Annotated in this window: 14 protein-coding genes; 8 read left to right on the top strand and 6 right to left on the bottom strand. The window is 65.3% G+C overall.

The features are described from left to right. Positions 1-51: 51 nt before the first annotated feature. Complete coding sequence (locus AB3X96_RS08550; protein ID WP_368589357.1) at positions 52-1,242, bottom strand: M20 aminoacylase family protein; 1,191 nt, start codon at positions 1,240-1,242, stop codon at positions 52-54. Positions 1,243-1,353: 111 nt separating this feature from the next. Between AB3X96_RS08550 and AB3X96_RS08545 the strand changes: the two genes are divergently transcribed. Further along, positions 1,354-2,262 carry a LysR family transcriptional regulator gene (locus AB3X96_RS08545; RefSeq protein WP_368589356.1) on the top strand — a complete coding sequence of 303 codons (909 nt, stop codon included), beginning with the start codon at positions 1,354-1,356 and terminating at the stop codon, positions 2,260-2,262. 15 nt (positions 2,263-2,277) lie between these two features. On the opposite strand, the gene phnN is transcribed toward AB3X96_RS08545, so the two are convergent. From phnN to phnF, 3 genes are read right to left on the bottom strand one after another with little or no spacing between them, the layout of a single operon-like run. Further along, complete coding sequence (gene phnN / locus AB3X96_RS08540; RefSeq protein ID WP_368589355.1) at positions 2,278-2,829, bottom strand: phosphonate metabolism protein/1,5-bisphosphokinase (PRPP-forming) PhnN; 552 nt, start codon at positions 2,827-2,829, stop codon at positions 2,278-2,280. Further along, entirely contained in the window at positions 2,826-3,590 is a 765-nt protein-coding gene (locus tag AB3X96_RS08535) for a DUF1045 domain-containing protein (protein ID WP_368589354.1), read from the bottom strand. Before AB3X96_RS08535 ends, phnN begins: the two co-directional genes overlap by 4 nt. Next, positions 3,587-4,345 carry a phosphonate metabolism transcriptional regulator PhnF gene (gene phnF, locus AB3X96_RS08530; protein WP_368589353.1) on the bottom strand — a complete coding sequence of 253 codons (759 nt, stop codon included), beginning with the start codon at positions 4,343-4,345 and terminating at the stop codon, positions 3,587-3,589. The genes AB3X96_RS08535 and phnF overlap by 4 nt, the downstream gene beginning before the upstream one ends. A gap of 180 nt (positions 4,346-4,525) precedes the next feature. Between phnF and phnG the strand changes: the two genes are divergently transcribed. Genes phnG through AB3X96_RS08495 form a run of 7 tightly spaced genes read left to right on the top strand, consistent with a single transcriptional unit; the run spans position 4,526 to position 10,430 of the window. Next, positions 4,526-5,032, top strand: a complete 507-nt coding sequence (gene phnG / locus AB3X96_RS08525) for a phosphonate C-P lyase system protein PhnG (protein ID WP_368589352.1) — start codon at positions 4,526-4,528, stop codon at positions 5,030-5,032. Then, a complete protein-coding gene (phnH, locus tag AB3X96_RS08520) occupies positions 5,032-5,643 on the top strand; it encodes a phosphonate C-P lyase system protein PhnH (protein WP_368589351.1) in 612 nt (203 codons plus the stop codon). Before phnG ends, phnH begins: the two co-directional genes overlap by 1 nt. Then, positions 5,643-6,779 carry a carbon-phosphorus lyase complex subunit PhnI gene (locus AB3X96_RS08515; protein WP_368589350.1) on the top strand — a complete coding sequence of 379 codons (1,137 nt, stop codon included), beginning with the start codon at positions 5,643-5,645 and terminating at the stop codon, positions 6,777-6,779. The genes phnH and AB3X96_RS08515 overlap by 1 nt, the downstream gene beginning before the upstream one ends. Further along, the gene (locus tag AB3X96_RS08510) at positions 6,776-7,708 is read left to right on the top strand and encodes an alpha-D-ribose 1-methylphosphonate 5-phosphate C-P-lyase PhnJ (protein ID WP_368589349.1); all 933 of its coding nucleotides are present in this window, start codon (positions 6,776-6,778) and stop codon (positions 7,706-7,708) included. The genes AB3X96_RS08515 and AB3X96_RS08510 overlap by 4 nt, the downstream gene beginning before the upstream one ends. Next, positions 7,705-8,475 (top strand): phosphonate C-P lyase system protein PhnK, encoded by a 771-nt coding sequence (gene phnK / locus AB3X96_RS08505; RefSeq protein WP_368589348.1) that lies wholly within the window; start codon positions 7,705-7,707, stop codon positions 8,473-8,475. The genes AB3X96_RS08510 and phnK overlap by 4 nt, the downstream gene beginning before the upstream one ends. An 8-nt stretch (positions 8,476-8,483) precedes the next feature. Next, complete coding sequence (phnL, locus tag AB3X96_RS08500) at positions 8,484-9,260, top strand: phosphonate C-P lyase system protein PhnL (protein WP_368589347.1); 777 nt, start codon at positions 8,484-8,486, stop codon at positions 9,258-9,260. Positions 9,261-9,296: 36 nt separating this feature from the next. Then, positions 9,297-10,430, top strand: a complete 1,134-nt coding sequence (locus tag AB3X96_RS08495; protein ID WP_176124648.1) for an alpha-D-ribose 1-methylphosphonate 5-triphosphate diphosphatase — start codon at positions 9,297-9,299, stop codon at positions 10,428-10,430. On the opposite strand, the gene AB3X96_RS08490 is transcribed toward AB3X96_RS08495, so the two are convergent. After that, the gene (locus AB3X96_RS08490) at positions 10,403-12,331 is read right to left on the bottom strand and encodes a diguanylate cyclase (protein ID WP_368589346.1); all 1,929 of its coding nucleotides are present in this window, start codon (positions 12,329-12,331) and stop codon (positions 10,403-10,405) included. The genes AB3X96_RS08495 and AB3X96_RS08490 overlap by 28 nt on opposite strands. Beyond that, positions 12,331-13,560, bottom strand: a complete 1,230-nt coding sequence (locus tag AB3X96_RS08485; RefSeq protein ID WP_368589345.1) for an extracellular solute-binding protein — start codon at positions 13,558-13,560, stop codon at positions 12,331-12,333. Before AB3X96_RS08485 ends, AB3X96_RS08490 begins: the two co-directional genes overlap by 1 nt. Positions 13,561-14,188 lie beyond the last annotated feature (628 nt).

The following is a 14,188-nucleotide window of genomic DNA, read 5'->3' as shown; positions in this document are numbered from 1 at the left end:
GCTATCGGGGAACGCGCGTTTGCTGCGCGCCCCGGCATTTGCTCTTGTCGCTCACTGCGCGAGATAGCGCTCCACCAGCCGCGCCCAAAACGCCGCGCCGATCGGCAGACTGCGGTCGTTGAAGTCGTAGTGCGGGTTGTGCACCATGCAGCCGTCCTCGCCGACGCCGTTGCCGATGCGCAGAAACGTGCCCGGCCGCTTCTGCAGCATGAACGCGAAGTCCTCGCTGCCCATCAGGATGTCGGTCTGCTCGACTACCTTGTCGTCGCCGACCAGCTCGCGCGCGACCTGCGCCGCAAACTCCGTTTCGGCGTCCGTATTGATGACGACCGGATAACCTTCGATGTACTCGACGTGCGCCTTGCCGCCATAGCTCGCCGCCTGCGACTCGGCAAGCTCGGTGATGCGCTTCTTCAGCAACTCACGCACCTCGGGGCTGAATGAGCGCACGCTCAGTTCGAGCCGCGCGCTGCTCGAAATCACGTTGTTCGCGGTGCCCGCGTGCATCGAGCCCACCGTCACCACGGCCGGCTGCGACGGATCGACGTTGCGCGCGACGATCGTCTGCAGTGCCATCACGATGCTCGCGGCGACCACGACCGGATCGACGGTCAGATGCGGACGCGCCGCATGGCCGCCGACGCCTTCGATCGTGATGGTCGCCTTGTCCCCCGCCGACATGAACGGCCCCTTGCGGAACAGCAGCATGCCCGGCTCCGCGCCAGGATGATTGTGCAAGCCGAACACGGCGTCGCACGGGAAGCGCTCGAACAGGCCGTCATTGATCATCTTCAGCGCGCCGCTGTCGATGCCGCTTTCCTCGGCCGGCTGGAAGTACAGATGCACGGTGCCCGAGAAATTACGCGTGGCCGCGAGACGTTGCGCGGCGCCGAGCAGGATCGTCGTGTGACCGTCGTGGCCGCACGCGTGCATCTTGCCGTGGGTGCCGCTCGCGTACGGCAGGCCGGTCTGTTCGATGATCGGCAGCGCGTCCATGTCTGCGCGAATGCCGATGCTGCGCTTGCCGTCGCCTACCTTCATTGTGCCGACCACGCCGGTCTTGCCCACCCCGCGTGTGACCTGCCAGCCCCACTCTTCGAGTTTTTCCGCGACGAGCGCCGCAGTCCGCACTTCCTCGTACGCGAGTTCAGGATGGTGATGAATGTGATGGCGAATCTCGCGCAGGCTCGCGGCGGCGGGTTCCAGATCGGACACTTCGGTCAAACGCGGGGTCTGGTTCATCGTTTGCATGGCTCCAGTGAGTAGCCTCGCACTATATCCATGCCGTTTCGTTCGAATAAGATGCTATTTTTTTCACCCTGATTAACAGCTGTTATATACGGGGTTACCCTCATGAAACTGCAGCAGTTGCAGGCCTTCGTCGCCGCTGCGCATCACCGCAGCCTGCGCGCCGCCGCGCGTGAGCTCGGCGTCACGCAGCCGGCCGTCACGCATACGATTCGCGAGCTGGAAAGCGCGCTCAATGCGGAGCTGATGGTGCGCAGCGTGCGCGGCATCGAGCTGACCGCGTGCGGGCTCGCGCTGTTGCCGCGCGCCGAGCAGTTGCTGGGCGACATGCGCCGCACCGTCGAGGCCGTCGAGCAGGTGAAAGGAGAACTGGCCGGCAAGGTCAGCGTCGGCACGATGCCATCGCTCGCGCTGACGGTGCTGCCGCATGCGGTGTCGAGCTTTCGCGAGAAGATGCCGCTCGTGAGTCTGCATCTGGAGGAAGTGACGGTGCCCGATGCGCTCGCGCGTTTGCGCAACGGCTCACTCGATCTCGCGGCGATCCATCACGTTCAGGCATTGGATAACGATCTGGTGCAGGTGCCGCTGTACTCGACGCAGTTCGTCGTCACGATGCGCGCCGGGCATCCGCTCGCGAACGTCACGCGTCTGTCCGAGTTGCTCGACGCCGAGTGGATCGTTACGGTCGGCGCCGATCACTTCCCGCACAGCGTGATGATGGCGATGTTCAGCGCGCATGCTCTGCCGCTGCCGAAGCGGCTGCTGCGCGCGCCGTCGTCGTTTGCGGTGACGCTCGGGCTCGTATCGCAGACCGACGTGATCAGCTGCTTCACGCGGCCGCTCGCGCAGCGGGTCGCGCCGCTCGGCATTCGCGTCGCGCAGATCGAAGACGCGCTGCCGAACTACGATCTGAGCATCATCTCGCGACGCGATCTGCTGCCGACGCCGGCCGTACAGCAGTTCGTCGCGTGTTTGCGGCAGGTCACGCGGGAGCGGATGGGGGCCGTGCAATAAGGCCGCGTGACTGCGTTACGCGCTCACCTGCTCCCTGAGCACCGTGATCAACGCGTGCCCCGCTTCTTCGAGCGTGCCGGAGTTGTCGATCGTCGTGCAGCGCACGCCGGCCGGCATCGCAAACGGCGCGCGCCGCGCGAGCCGCGCCGCGACCTGCTCCGACGATTCGCGCGCCCGCGCGCCGAGCCGCGCTTCGAGAATATGCGGCGCGGCGCTCACGTGCACCACTTCCGCGCGTGGATAGCGCGCGAGCGCATGCTGCAGGTACTGCCGCGAGCCATTGACGACCACCGTGCAGCCACGCGCGAGCCACGCATCGAGTTCGATGCCGATGCCATAGCGCAGCGAATGGCTCGACCATTCGAGCGCGAACAGGCCCAGCACCGAGCGTGCGGCGAACTCCTCGACGCTCAGTGCGACATGCACTTCCCCATTGCCGCTCGGCCGCGTGATGTAACGATGCGCGAACACGACCGGCTCGCCGGCGAGCCGCGTGCGCGCGAATTGCAGCAGCGAATCCTTGCCCGCGCCAGACGGCCCCATCACATAGATCAAACGCCCGTTCATTGGCTGCTCACCTCGTCTTGCTGCTCGTCCTTGCGATCGCCGTGTCTCGCGCCGTCGCTGAACGGCAGTGGCTGCCACAGCACGAACGGCTCGCCCGCCGCCGGCTCGACGAACAACGCGGCCTGATCGACCGCGAGCGGCCCGAGCGCGGGCGTGCGCTCACGCCACCATGCGAGCAGCGTCGCGCGCTCGTCGGCATCGGCGAGCGAACTGGACAGCGTCATATGAAAACGGAACTCGTCGAACACATACGGATAGCCCCATTGCAGCAGCAACGCACGTTGGCGTTCGGTGAGCGGTGCGGCGAGCCGGCGCTCGAGATCGGCCGCAGACGGCCGCGCGCGCAGCCCGTCTAGCGACTCCAGCGCGTTCGACGCAAGCTCGCGAATGCGCGTCTCGCCATCTGCATCGGCCGGTCGCAATGCGACGAAGTCGCCCAACGTGGCCGCTTCCACCGGCAACGCGAACGGCTGCCGCCCTAGCGCCCACGCCCGCGCAGCCGCAAGCACGTCATTCTGCGTGACACCGGCGCCGAGCCGGAACGGGGCGACCAGCGTGCCATGCCAGCCATAGCGGCGCGGCGAGTCGGTCAACGCGGCGAGCGGACGCGTCAGGCCAGGCGGCTGCGGCTGCGCGCGGCGCTCGCCGCTTTGCGCATCGCGGCCGAGCCATGTCGAGCCCGCCTGCCACCACGCCGATTCACATGACGGCGCGTAGTACAGCGCAAAGCGCGCTTTGGCACTCCATGCGGGGCCGCTCACAGGTCATGCTCCACGAGTAGTTGCACGCGGTCGGCCGCAAAATGCGTGAAGCCGTATTTGACCGGCGTGCCGTGCAAATCGACGTCGACGTTCTCGACCCACAGCACCGGCTGCTGACGGTTGATGTTGAGCCGCCGCGCGACCTCCGGCTCGGGCAGCACGCTGCCGATGCGGCTCCACTTGCGCAGATAATCGTCCACGCCGAATTCGGCCAGCGCCTTCGTCGTGCCGCCGAGGCGTTGCACGACCTCCGGCAGCTCCGGAAAACGCGCGGCCGGATACCAGCTGCGCGCGAACGTAAGCGGCACGCCGTCGGACTCGTTCAGCGATTCGATCCGATAGACCGCCGCGCCCGCGCGCAGACCCAACGCCTTCGCGACGCTCGGCTCGGCTTTCACGCGCGCGCCCGACAGCATCTTGCCGCCGGGCGAGTGATGTTGTTGACGCAGGTTCTCGGTGAAACGCGTACGGCGGCCGATCGAATAGTCGATCGCGCCGGGCTGCACGAACGTGCCGCGCCCCTGCTCGACGCTGACGAGGCCGAGCGCTGCGAGGCCGAGCATCGCGCGACGCACCGTGTGACGGTTGACGTCGAAGCGCTTCGCCAGCTCACCCTCGCTCGGCAACCGCCCTTCTTCCCCAAACCCGCTTGCCGCGATCTCGGCGGCGAGAATCTGTTCGATCTGTCTCCAGACGGCCACGCCCGCGCCGCGTTCGAGCATCGTGGCCGGCGCCGCGCTGTCGTTCGATGTCATGGTGCTGTCATTCCCTTCGGTTCAAATGATCGCCATGACGTGCATTGTAGTGCGCAAGCCGTGATGGAAATATGAAACGTCCGCCGCGCACCATAGTCCAGACAACTACGCCTGTAAACGTCTAGACGTTTAGATGAATAGATGCTCCAATGTCCACTCGCTGGATCGACAGGAAATCCGATGAGCCCGAGTTCCGTTCCGCCCTCTGCGCCGTTGCCCGCCGTGTCTTCGGCGGCGCGGCGCGCCTGGATGGCCGTGCTGGCCCGCACGCCGCGCGCCGACCTCGAAGCCGCGCTGCAGTGCGCGTTGCAAGATCAACCTATCCCCGCCTTCGACTGGCTGCGCCCCCCTGAAATCGGTCTCGCGATGGTGCGCGGGCGCATCGGCGGCAGCGGCGATCCGTTCAATCTCGGCGAAGCGACGGTCACGCGCGCCACGCTGCGTCTGCATGCCAGCGACGACGCCGAGGCCACCGTCGGCGTCGCCTGTCATCTGGGACGTGACCGCCGTCGCGCCGAACTTGCGGCGCTCGCCGATGCCTTGCTACAGATGCCCGAGCATCACGACAGCCTGCATCGTCAATTGATCGAGCCGTTCGCCGCGCAACAGAAGGCACGGCGCGCGCAACAGCAGCAGGACGCCGCGGCGACGCGCGTCGAATTCTTCACGATGGTGCGAGGCGACTGATGGAACATTCACCGATTGCGTTGTCCACGCTGACGCCGGGTTTCGCGGACCCGGTCCACGCTACCCAGGCCGTGTTTCGCACGCTGCTCGACGCGTTGTCGCGCCCCGGCACGATCGGCGTGATTCGTGACGTGCTGCCCGAGTTGCGCAACACGCCGGTCGAACCCGCCGCATTCGCTGCGCTGCTGACGCTCTGCGACTACGCGACACCGGTTTGGCTCGCGCGGCCTGATACCGCGCTCGCGTCGGCGTTGCGTTTTCACACCGGCGCGCCGCTCGTCGATGCACCCGGCGACGCCGCATTCGTCTATCTGCACGACGCCGACGCGTTGCCGTCGCTCGAAAGCTTCGCACCCGGCAGCGCCGAGTCGCCCGAGCAATCGGCCACGCTGCTGATCCGCGTCGACGCGCTGACGGGCGGCGCACCGGTCACGCTGAGCGGCCCCGGCATTCTGGAGAGCCAAACGATTTCGCCGGTTGGTCTTCCCCCACGGTTCTGGCAAGAGCGCGCGATGCTCGCACCGCTGTTTCCGTGCGGCATCGACTGTTATCTGGTTTGCGGCCCGCGCGTGATCGGCCTGCCGCGCACAACTGAAGCGAAGGTGAACTGATGTACGTTGCCGTCAAAGGTGGAGAACGCGCGATCGAAGCGTCGTGGCGCCTGCTCGACAAAGCACGCCGCGGCGATACGCAGATCGCCGAACTGAGCGTCGCGCAGATTCGCGAGCAGTTGCGGCTCGCGGTCGCGCGCGTGATGACCGAAGGATCGGTCTACGACGAGGAGCTTGCCGCGCTCGCAATCAAGCAGGCGGCCGGCGATCTGGTCGAAGCGATCTTCCTGCTGCGCGCATATCGCACCACGTTGCCGCGCTTCGGCTATACGCGCGCCATCGATACCGAATCGATGCGGGTCGAGCGGCGCATCTCGGCGACCTTCAAGGACTTGCCCGGTGGCCAGTTGCTCGGCGCGACCTACGACTACACGCAGCGCCTGCTCGATTTCGCGTTGCTCGCCGATGGCGACGACGCGCGGCAGCACGTGACGCAAGGCAATGCGCCGGTTTCGCAAGAACCGCCCGCGCCGGAAGCGATGCCGCGCGTCGTGTCGCTGCTCGACAAGGAAGGCCTGATCGAACAGGAGCGCCCGACACCGGATGGCGCGGAACCCGGCGATCTGTCGCGCGAACCGCTCGCGTTTCCAGCGAGCCGCGCGACGCGTCTGCAGAACCTCGCGCGCGGCGACGAAGGCTTTCTGCTCGCAATGGGCTATGCGACGCAACGCGGCTACGCACACTCGCATCCGTTCGCGGGCGAGATCCGTTTCGGCACGATCGCGGTCGAAATGGACCTCGACGAACTCGGCGAAGCGGTCGCCATCGGCGATATCGACGTCACCGAATGCCAGATGATCAACCAGTTCGCTGGCAGCAGCGCGGTGCCGCCCACCTTCACGCAGGGCTACGGGCTCGCGTTCGGCCACTCGGAGCGCAAGGCGATGGCGATGGCCCTGGTCGATCGCGCGCTGCGCGCCGAAGAACTCGGCGAGACGCTCTCGTCGCCGACACAGGACATCGAATTCATGCTGTCGCATAGCGATAACGTCGAGGCGTCGGGCTTCGTGCAGCACCTGAAGCTGCCGCATTACGTCGACTTCCAGGCGGAGCTGGAACTGGTGCGGCGCTTGCGCGCGCAGCATCACGGCAACGATGAATCAGGCCACGCCACCGACAAGGAGCAAGCAGCATGAACGCGCCCGACACCGCTGTTGCAAACACCTCATACGACAGCGCCGCGCACGGCTACAACTTCGCGTATCTCGACGAGCAGACCAAACGCATGCTGCGCCGCGCGCTGCTGAAGGCAGTCGCCGTGCCGGGCTACCAGGTGCCGTTCGCATCACGAGAAATGCCTCTGCCGTATGGCTGGGGCACCGGCGGCATCCAGGTGACGGCCGCGATCATCGGCAAGACGGACACGCTGAAGGTCATCGATCAGGGTTCCGACGAAACCACCAACGCCGTCAACATTCGCCGCTTCTTCGCACGCACCACGGGTGTGGCGACCACCCGGCACACGAGCGAGGCGACGATCATCCAGACGCGGCACCGGATTCCCGAAACGCCGCTAACCGAGCGGCAGATCCTCGTCTATCAGGTGCCGATGCCCGAGCCGCTGTTCCGGCTCGAACCGCGCGTCGCCGAATGCAAGAAGCTGCATGCGCTCGCCGATTACGGGCTGATCAGCGTGAAGCTGTACGAGGACATCGTGCATCACGGCAGCATCGCAACCACGTACGACTACCCGGTGATCGTCAATCATCGCTATCTGACATCGCCGTCGCCGATCCCGAAGTTCGACAATCCGAAGATGCATATGAACGCCGCGCTGCAACTGTTCGGCGCGGGCCGCGAGCGCCGCATTCACGCGATTCCGCCCTATACGCCGGTGCGCAGTCTCGACTTCGACGATCATCCGTTCGAGGTGCAGAAGTGGCAGCACGCGTGCGCGTTGTGCGGATCGAAGGAAAGCTTTCTCGACGAGATGATCGTCGACGACGCCGGCACGCGCATGTTCGTGTGCTCGGATAGCGACTACTGTCACGAGCGGCGCGGCGACGGAGAGATCGAACCGCAAGCACCACTGCCCCACGCCACGCGCGAAGGAGAATCCGCATGACGCCGCTTCTGAGCGCCCGCGCGCTCACCAAACAATACGGCGGCCGCAACGGATGCCGCAACGTGAGCTTCGATCTGTATCCGGGCGAGGTGCTGTGCATCGTCGGCGAATCGGGTTCGGGCAAGACCACGCTGCTCAACACGGTGGCGCTGAAGGCCGAGGCCGATAGCGGCTCGCTGCACTACGCCGCGTCGCACGGCGACCTGCTCGATCTGCGCGCGCTGTCGGAGCCGCGCCGCCGTCTGCTGATGCGCACCGAATGGGGCTTCGTGCAGCAGAATCCGCGCGACGGCCTGCGCAGCGGCGTCTCGGCCGGCGCCAACATCGGCGAGCCATTGATGGCTGTCGGCGCGCGACACTACGGCGAGATTCGCCGCACGGCCACGCAATGGATGGAGCGCGTCGAACTCGACCCAGCGCGCATCGACGAATTCCCCGCCGCCTTTTCGGGCGGTATGCAGCAACGTCTGCAGATTGCGCGCAATCTCGTCACCGGTCCGCGTCTGGTGTTCATGGACGAACCGACCGCCGGTCTCGACGTGTCCGTGCAGGCGCGTCTGCTCGATCTGCTGCGCACGCTGACCTCGACGCTGCATCTGTCGGTGCTGATCGTCACGCACGATATCGGCGTCGCGCGTCTGCTCGCACATAGGCTGATGGTGATGCAGGCAGGCGAAGTCGTCGAAGCGGGTCTAACCGACCAGGTGCTTGACGATCCGCAGCACCCTTATACGCAAACGCTGGTTTCCTCGGTTCTGCCGGTTTGAGGCTCACAATGCAATCCACTGAGGTAGTAATTGACGCGGGCAGCGCGGCACGTCACGGCGAGCGCGCTTTCGCCGACAACGCGGCGCTGATGCTGCGCGCCACCGGCATCGGCAAGACTTTCACGCTGCACGGCCAGGGCGGTGTGCGAATCGACGCGCTTGCGAACGTATCGCTCGAAGTCGAGCGCGGTGAATGCGTGGTGCTGGTCGGGCCGTCGGGCGCGGGCAAAAGCACATTGCTGCGCTGTCTGTACGGCAACTATCTGGCGAGTACCGGCTCGATCGCGATTCGCGACACCAGCGATCAGGGCCGGCCCGTCACGATCACCGGTGCCGAACCGCGTGACGTGCTGCGTCTGCGACGTAGCGTGGTCGGCTATGTGAGCCAGTTTTTGCGCGTGATTCCGCGCGTGCCGACGCTCGCGCTCGTCGCCGAGCCGCTCATGCTGCACGGCGTCGCAGAACCCGAAGCAAACGCGCGCGCCGCTGAATTGCTCGCGCGGCTCAACGTGCCGGGACGTCTGTGGTCGCTCGCGCCCGCGACGTTTTCGGGTGGCGAGCAGCAGCGCGTGAACATCGCGCGAGGTTTGATCGCCGAACATCCGCTGTTGCTGCTCGACGAACCGACCGCTTCGCTCGATGCCGAAAACCGCGACGTTGTGGCCGATCTGATCGTCGAGGCGCGCGAGCGCGGCGCGGCGATCGTTGGTATCTTTCACGACGAAGAGACTCGCAACAAGGTCGCGACGCGCCGCCTGGAACTGCGACCGCCGCTGCGGCATTAAATTGACACCAGTCCCGACTGACTACGGAGCAAGTCGATGTTGATCAGCAACGCTCGCATCGTGACGCGAGATGAAGAATTCATTGGCACCGTGCGCGTGGAAGACGGCGTGATTCGCGACGTCGAACGCGGCGCGAGTTCGGCGCGCAACGCCGAAGACTGGGACGGCGATTATCTGCTGCCCGGTCTGATCGAACTGCATACGGACAATCTCGAGAAGCACCTCGTGCCGCGTCCCGGCGTCGAATGGAATACCGACGCGGCTTTCGTGATCCACGACGCACAGGTCGCCGCTGCCGGCATCACGACGGTATTCGACGCGCTCGCGATCGGCTCGCGCTCGAGCGTTGGGCTGCGTAACCGCCACGTGCAAACGCAATGCGCCGAATCGCTGCTGCGGCTGTCCACGCGTCGGCTGCTGCGCGCCGAGCACTTTCTGCATCTGCGCTGCGAGATCGCGACCGCCGACGTGCTCGAGGTATTCGATTCGCTGTGCGCGCATCCGCTCTTGCGGCTCGCGTCGGTGATGGACCATACACCGGGACAGCGCCAATGGCACGATCGCGAGCAATGGCGCCGCTTCCAGGAGCGCAACGGCAAGATGAGCGACGAGCGTGTCGCGAGCACGCTCGCAGAACTCGCGGTCGAACAGGAGCGTTACGCGGATGAGCATCGCCGCGAGATCGTCGCGCGGTGCCGGCGGCTCGGCATTCCGGTCGCGAGCCACGACGACACATTGATCGAGCACGTCGAACAGGCGAAGGCCGAGGGCATCGTGCTGGCCGAATTTCCGACCACGCGCATCGCCGCGCAAGCCGCGCGCGAGCACGGCATCGCGACGATCATGGGCGCGCCGAACATCGTGCGCGGCGGCTCGCATTCGGGCAACGTGTCGGCGCTCGAACTCGCGCGCGCGGATCTGCTCGATATTCTGTCGTCGGATTACGTGCCGTCGAGCTTGCTGACCGCGGTGTTCGATCTCGTCGAAAAAGCGGGCTGGTCGCTGCCGCGCGCGATGGCAACGGTCTCGGCCGAACCGGCGCGCACAGCCGGTCTCACGGACCGCGGCGCGATCGAGCCGGGCTTGCGCGCGGATCTCGTGCGCGTGACGATGCTCGACAAGCTGCCAGTGCCGCGCGCGACTTATCGCGGCGGGGTGCGGATCGTTTGAGTGGGGAACTGAAGGCGCGTCTGCGTCTCAGGTCGACAGCTCAACGGCGCGGACAACACCGCGTCACGCGGTGGGCTCCTCCTCGCGCCCTCGGTCGCATCGCGCCCGGCGTGCGCCTGGACGAGTTGCGCGTGGGCGAGCCGCGCCTGCTCGGCCTGTTCGTGGAGCCGCATGGCGAGCAGATCCTGATAGCGCAGATACGCGCAGCGGCCACCCGATTTCGCCGCATACATCGCCGCATCGGCGTTCAGCAGCAGTTCCTCGGCATTGCCGCTGTCGTGCGGAAACTCGCTGATGCCAATGCTCGCGCCGACCGTCATGCTATTACCGTCGACGCTCAGCGTTTCGTTCAGCGCATCCATGATGCGCTCGGCGATTTCGGGCGTGACCTCGGCCGCCCGCGGCCCTTCGATCAGCACGATGAATTCGTCGCCGCCGAGCCGCGCGACCACGTCCCCGGCGCACAGTACCTCCTTCAGACGGCGCGCGACCGCGACCAGCACCTTGTCGCCAACGGAGTGACCGAACTGATCGTTGATCTGCTTGAAGCGGTCGAGATCGACGAACAGCACCGCGAGGCCTTCGCGGCGGAAGCTTGCCTCCTCGATCGCGTTCTCGAGCTTCTGCATGAACAGCATACGGTTCGGCAAGCCGGTCAGCACGTCGTGCGAGGCCAGATGCACGAGCTCGCTCTGCTTGCTGTGCAGCGCATCCATCTGCGCGCGGATTTCACGGCGCAAACGCTCGAAGCAGCGCGCGAGCACGCCGATTTCGTCGGTGCGTTTGAGCGGCAAGGTGTGCATCGCGTGCTCGGCGAACAGATGCGTCGCCGCATGCGCGAGCTGATGAAGCGGCTTGGTCAGCGCTCGCGCGAACAGAATTGCCAGCAGTACCGACAAAGCGCTGAACACCAGCACCATGCGAATGATCCGCGTGCCGAGCTGATTCGCGCCGCTCAACACGTCCTCGAGCGGCTTCGCGAGACCGAGCACGATGAAGCGATTGCCTTCCGAATCGCCGAACGGCCGCCGCACGAACGCGAGCACCCGCCCGTGCGCCTCATAGGGCCGCGCGAGACCGTTGACGAGCACTTCGCTGCGCCGCTGCTCGAACAGCTGCTTCGTGACCGGGAAGCTGTCCTGCATCAGCACGCGCCGGCCGCGGTCGAAACCGAAGGTCTTCGACGCGTCGGGATGAACCAGGAAGTCGCCCCACTCGTTCGCCAGATAGACCTGGTAGTCGCTCGGCAGATCGCTCTGCAAACGCCGCAGCATGCCGGCCAGATCGACGTCGAGCACGACGACGCCGACCACCGTGCCGCGCGCATCCGCGATCGGCGTGCCGAGACGCAGCGTCGGCCTGCCTTGCGCCGCATGCGTGCCGTATTCGTGATTGAGCGAAATCGGCGAGGTGTAGATGCGTCCCGGTGAAAACGCGAGCGTTTCGAATACGTAGGGAAACTGAGCTTTTTCCTGCAGATCGTCACCCTGTACACGCACGAGGCCGTCGCTGTCGCGATCGAAACGGATCAGCTCGAGCCCGTGATGCTGCCGCGTGATCAGCCGCACCTGTAGATACTCCGGGTGGTGCAGCATGAAGCTCGAATACACCTGCGCGAGCCGATCGCGGCCGAGGTTCGGGCCGATGCCGTCGTCGGTCTGCGCGACGCTCACCGATGACGGCATCGTCGCCAGCACCAGCGCGTCCGCCGCGACATCGTCGATCGATACGGCGATGCGCTGGCCGAGCAGCTCCGTCGAAGTCTGCAGGCTGCGCTCCGCTTCGTTGACCAGCATCGTGCGATTCGCGCGATACGCGTAATAGCCGGTCGCGCCCGACGCCAGCACGCCGATGCACGCGAGCAGCACGGAAAGCTTGAAGGTCAGGCCGCGATGCAGCATCAGAAGCGCTCCGAACGGTCGCCCGACACGATGCGCGTCCACAATTGCTCGCGGCGGTCGATATCCTCGACCGGACTGATCCAGACGATGTGCGCGTTGGGGTTGCCTTCGGCCGGCTCGGTCAGCGTATTCGCGAGCCCCTGGCGCTGTGTCAGCAGCGCGCTCACGCTCGGCTCGAGCATGTAGTTGATCCACGCGAGCGCGAGCGGCTGGTCGCTCGCCGCGCGCGTCATCGACCAGCAGTCGAGCCACGCGAGCGCGCCTTCGTCCGGAATCACATAGCCGACGTCGGCGCCCGCGCGCCGCAGCAACTGCACCTGCTGCGTGCCGTAATTGCCGAACATCAGTGCGACCTTGTGCTGGATGAAGAACGCGGTCGCCTCCTCGGGCAGCGTGTAGTAGGTCAGCAGATTGCGGCGCAGCTCGACGAGCTTGTGCGCGATCGTGCGCATCTGCGCGGGGTCGAGTTGAAACGGATGCGGATAGCCGAGCGCAAGCGCGGTGAACGAGAAGTTGTGCTGCGCGCTATTGAAGTCGAGCACCTTGCCACGATAGCGCGGGTTCCACAGTTCGAGCATCGAATGCGGCGCCACCGGAATCTGCTTGCGATCGTAGATGAGGCCCATCGACGAATAGGTGAACGGAATCGCGTAGACCTTGCCCGCCGACGTCAGGCCGCCGATCGAGCCGAGCGCCTGGAAACGCGGCAACTGCTTCTTCGTATTGGGCAGACTCGCGAGATCGAGCGGCGCAAGCAGATTGGCCTGCGCATAACGGCGGATTTCGGCGGTGTTGGCGGCGAGTACGTCGAAAGGCGGCTCGCCCTTGCTATGCATCTGCGCCCACAGCGCCTCGTCGGAATCGACCAGCGTAACCTCGACCTTCGCGCCGTAGCGCGCTTCGAACGCCTGGACGACATCCGGGTCCGCGTAGCCGGGCCATGCGAGTACGTGCAGCACCTTGTCAGCAGCCGCGGCTGGCGTGGCCACGGCGAAACTCGCGCACAGCAGTGCGCCTGTCAGAACGCGCAACGCGCGGGGCAAAACGTCGCACCGAAATCCCGATACGCCAATCGATGCAAATCCCGATGTAATTCTCGACAAAAAGCCGATAAAAAAACGGCGCTGCAATAATGCCGCGCGAACCCGCGCGCCGACGCTCGCGATTTGTCGCTTAAAAGTCGGTTTACAACAGCCTGTTTGATCCGCCGTGAACGACATCGTGCGCATGAATAAACACCGTTGAGCAGAAAGGCCTTTTGATCTAGCGCAAATGCGCGGCATTTGAATCCTGACGGCTGTCCGACGATTTGCTTCGGTGCGATCCGCGCCTGCGCGGGCGGTCGGCGCCTACGCATGGAGCATCGATGATAGCGCCAAAAGCCGTGGTTTTCGCACAGGTTCGAAACGGCCGCGCAAAAATATCGGCGTTGGTAATACCGTGTAAGCCAATGGTCTCGAGGCCGCTGTTAATTAACGGCAAATTCGGCCACGAGCTTTAACGATATCCACGTTTCAAACCCGCGTTTCGAACCGCTTTTCGGCGAATTCGCAAAGAATACCGCCGTATATTCCGGTCGATCACGCTCGCCGGTTCACCGTATTACCCCTCATGCATTACACCCGTGTTACGCAAACACCACCAACAGTGTACGATCCGGTCACATCGGCTTGGGCGCACGCGTCGCTCCAGAGGGCCTCCTCCTGCGCCATCCGGTGTTTTACTAGCTTCCCAATATTTTTGAACTGATAAGCTTGGCGCGCGTTGCAGGCCACCCCGGCTTGCATCCTGACCAGAAGCCCGTTTGCGAGTCGCGCCGGGCGTCCCAAGGCGGCACAACCGTCGAGGGCGAAATTG

This window comes from Paraburkholderia sp. BR13439, assembly GCF_040948805.1.
Classification (GTDB): Bacteria; Pseudomonadota; Gammaproteobacteria; order Burkholderiales; family Burkholderiaceae; genus Paraburkholderia; species Paraburkholderia youngii.
This window is presented reverse-complemented; position numbering and strand designations above follow the sequence as displayed.

What these genes read in the sequence shown, in the direction of transcription:
- AB3X96_RS08550 (WP_368589357.1), bottom strand. Translation starts at nt 1,242, where the DNA reads ATGAACCAGACCCCGCGTTTGACCGAAGTGTCCGATCTGGAACCCGCC.
- AB3X96_RS08545 (WP_368589356.1), top strand. Translation starts at nt 1,354, where the DNA reads ATGAAACTGCAGCAGTTGCAGGCCTTCGTCGCCGCTGCGCATCACCGC.
- phnN (WP_368589355.1), bottom strand. Translation starts at nt 2,829, where the DNA reads ATGAACGGGCGTTTGATCTATGTGATGGGGCCGTCTGGCGCGGGCAAG.
- phnF (WP_368589353.1), bottom strand. Translation starts at nt 4,345, where the DNA reads ATGACATCGAACGACAGCGCGGCGCCGGCCACGATGCTCGAACGCGGC.
- phnG (WP_368589352.1), top strand. Translation starts at nt 4,526, where the DNA reads ATGAGCCCGAGTTCCGTTCCGCCCTCTGCGCCGTTGCCCGCCGTGTCT.
- phnH (WP_368589351.1), top strand. Translation starts at nt 5,032, where the DNA reads ATGGAACATTCACCGATTGCGTTGTCCACGCTGACGCCGGGTTTCGCG.
- AB3X96_RS08515 (WP_368589350.1), top strand. Translation starts at nt 5,643, where the DNA reads ATGTACGTTGCCGTCAAAGGTGGAGAACGCGCGATCGAAGCGTCGTGG.
- AB3X96_RS08510 (WP_368589349.1), top strand. Translation starts at nt 6,776, where the DNA reads ATGAACGCGCCCGACACCGCTGTTGCAAACACCTCATACGACAGCGCC.
- phnK (WP_368589348.1), top strand. Translation starts at nt 7,705, where the DNA reads ATGACGCCGCTTCTGAGCGCCCGCGCGCTCACCAAACAATACGGCGGC.
- phnL (WP_368589347.1), top strand. Translation starts at nt 8,484, where the DNA reads ATGCAATCCACTGAGGTAGTAATTGACGCGGGCAGCGCGGCACGTCAC.
- AB3X96_RS08495 (WP_176124648.1), top strand. Translation starts at nt 9,297, where the DNA reads ATGTTGATCAGCAACGCTCGCATCGTGACGCGAGATGAAGAATTCATT.
- AB3X96_RS08490 (WP_368589346.1), bottom strand. Translation starts at nt 12,331, where the DNA reads ATGCTGCATCGCGGCCTGACCTTCAAGCTTTCCGTGCTGCTCGCGTGC.
- AB3X96_RS08485 (WP_368589345.1), bottom strand. Translation starts at nt 13,560, where the DNA reads ATGCGCACGATGTCGTTCACGGCGGATCAAACAGGCTGTTGTAAACCG.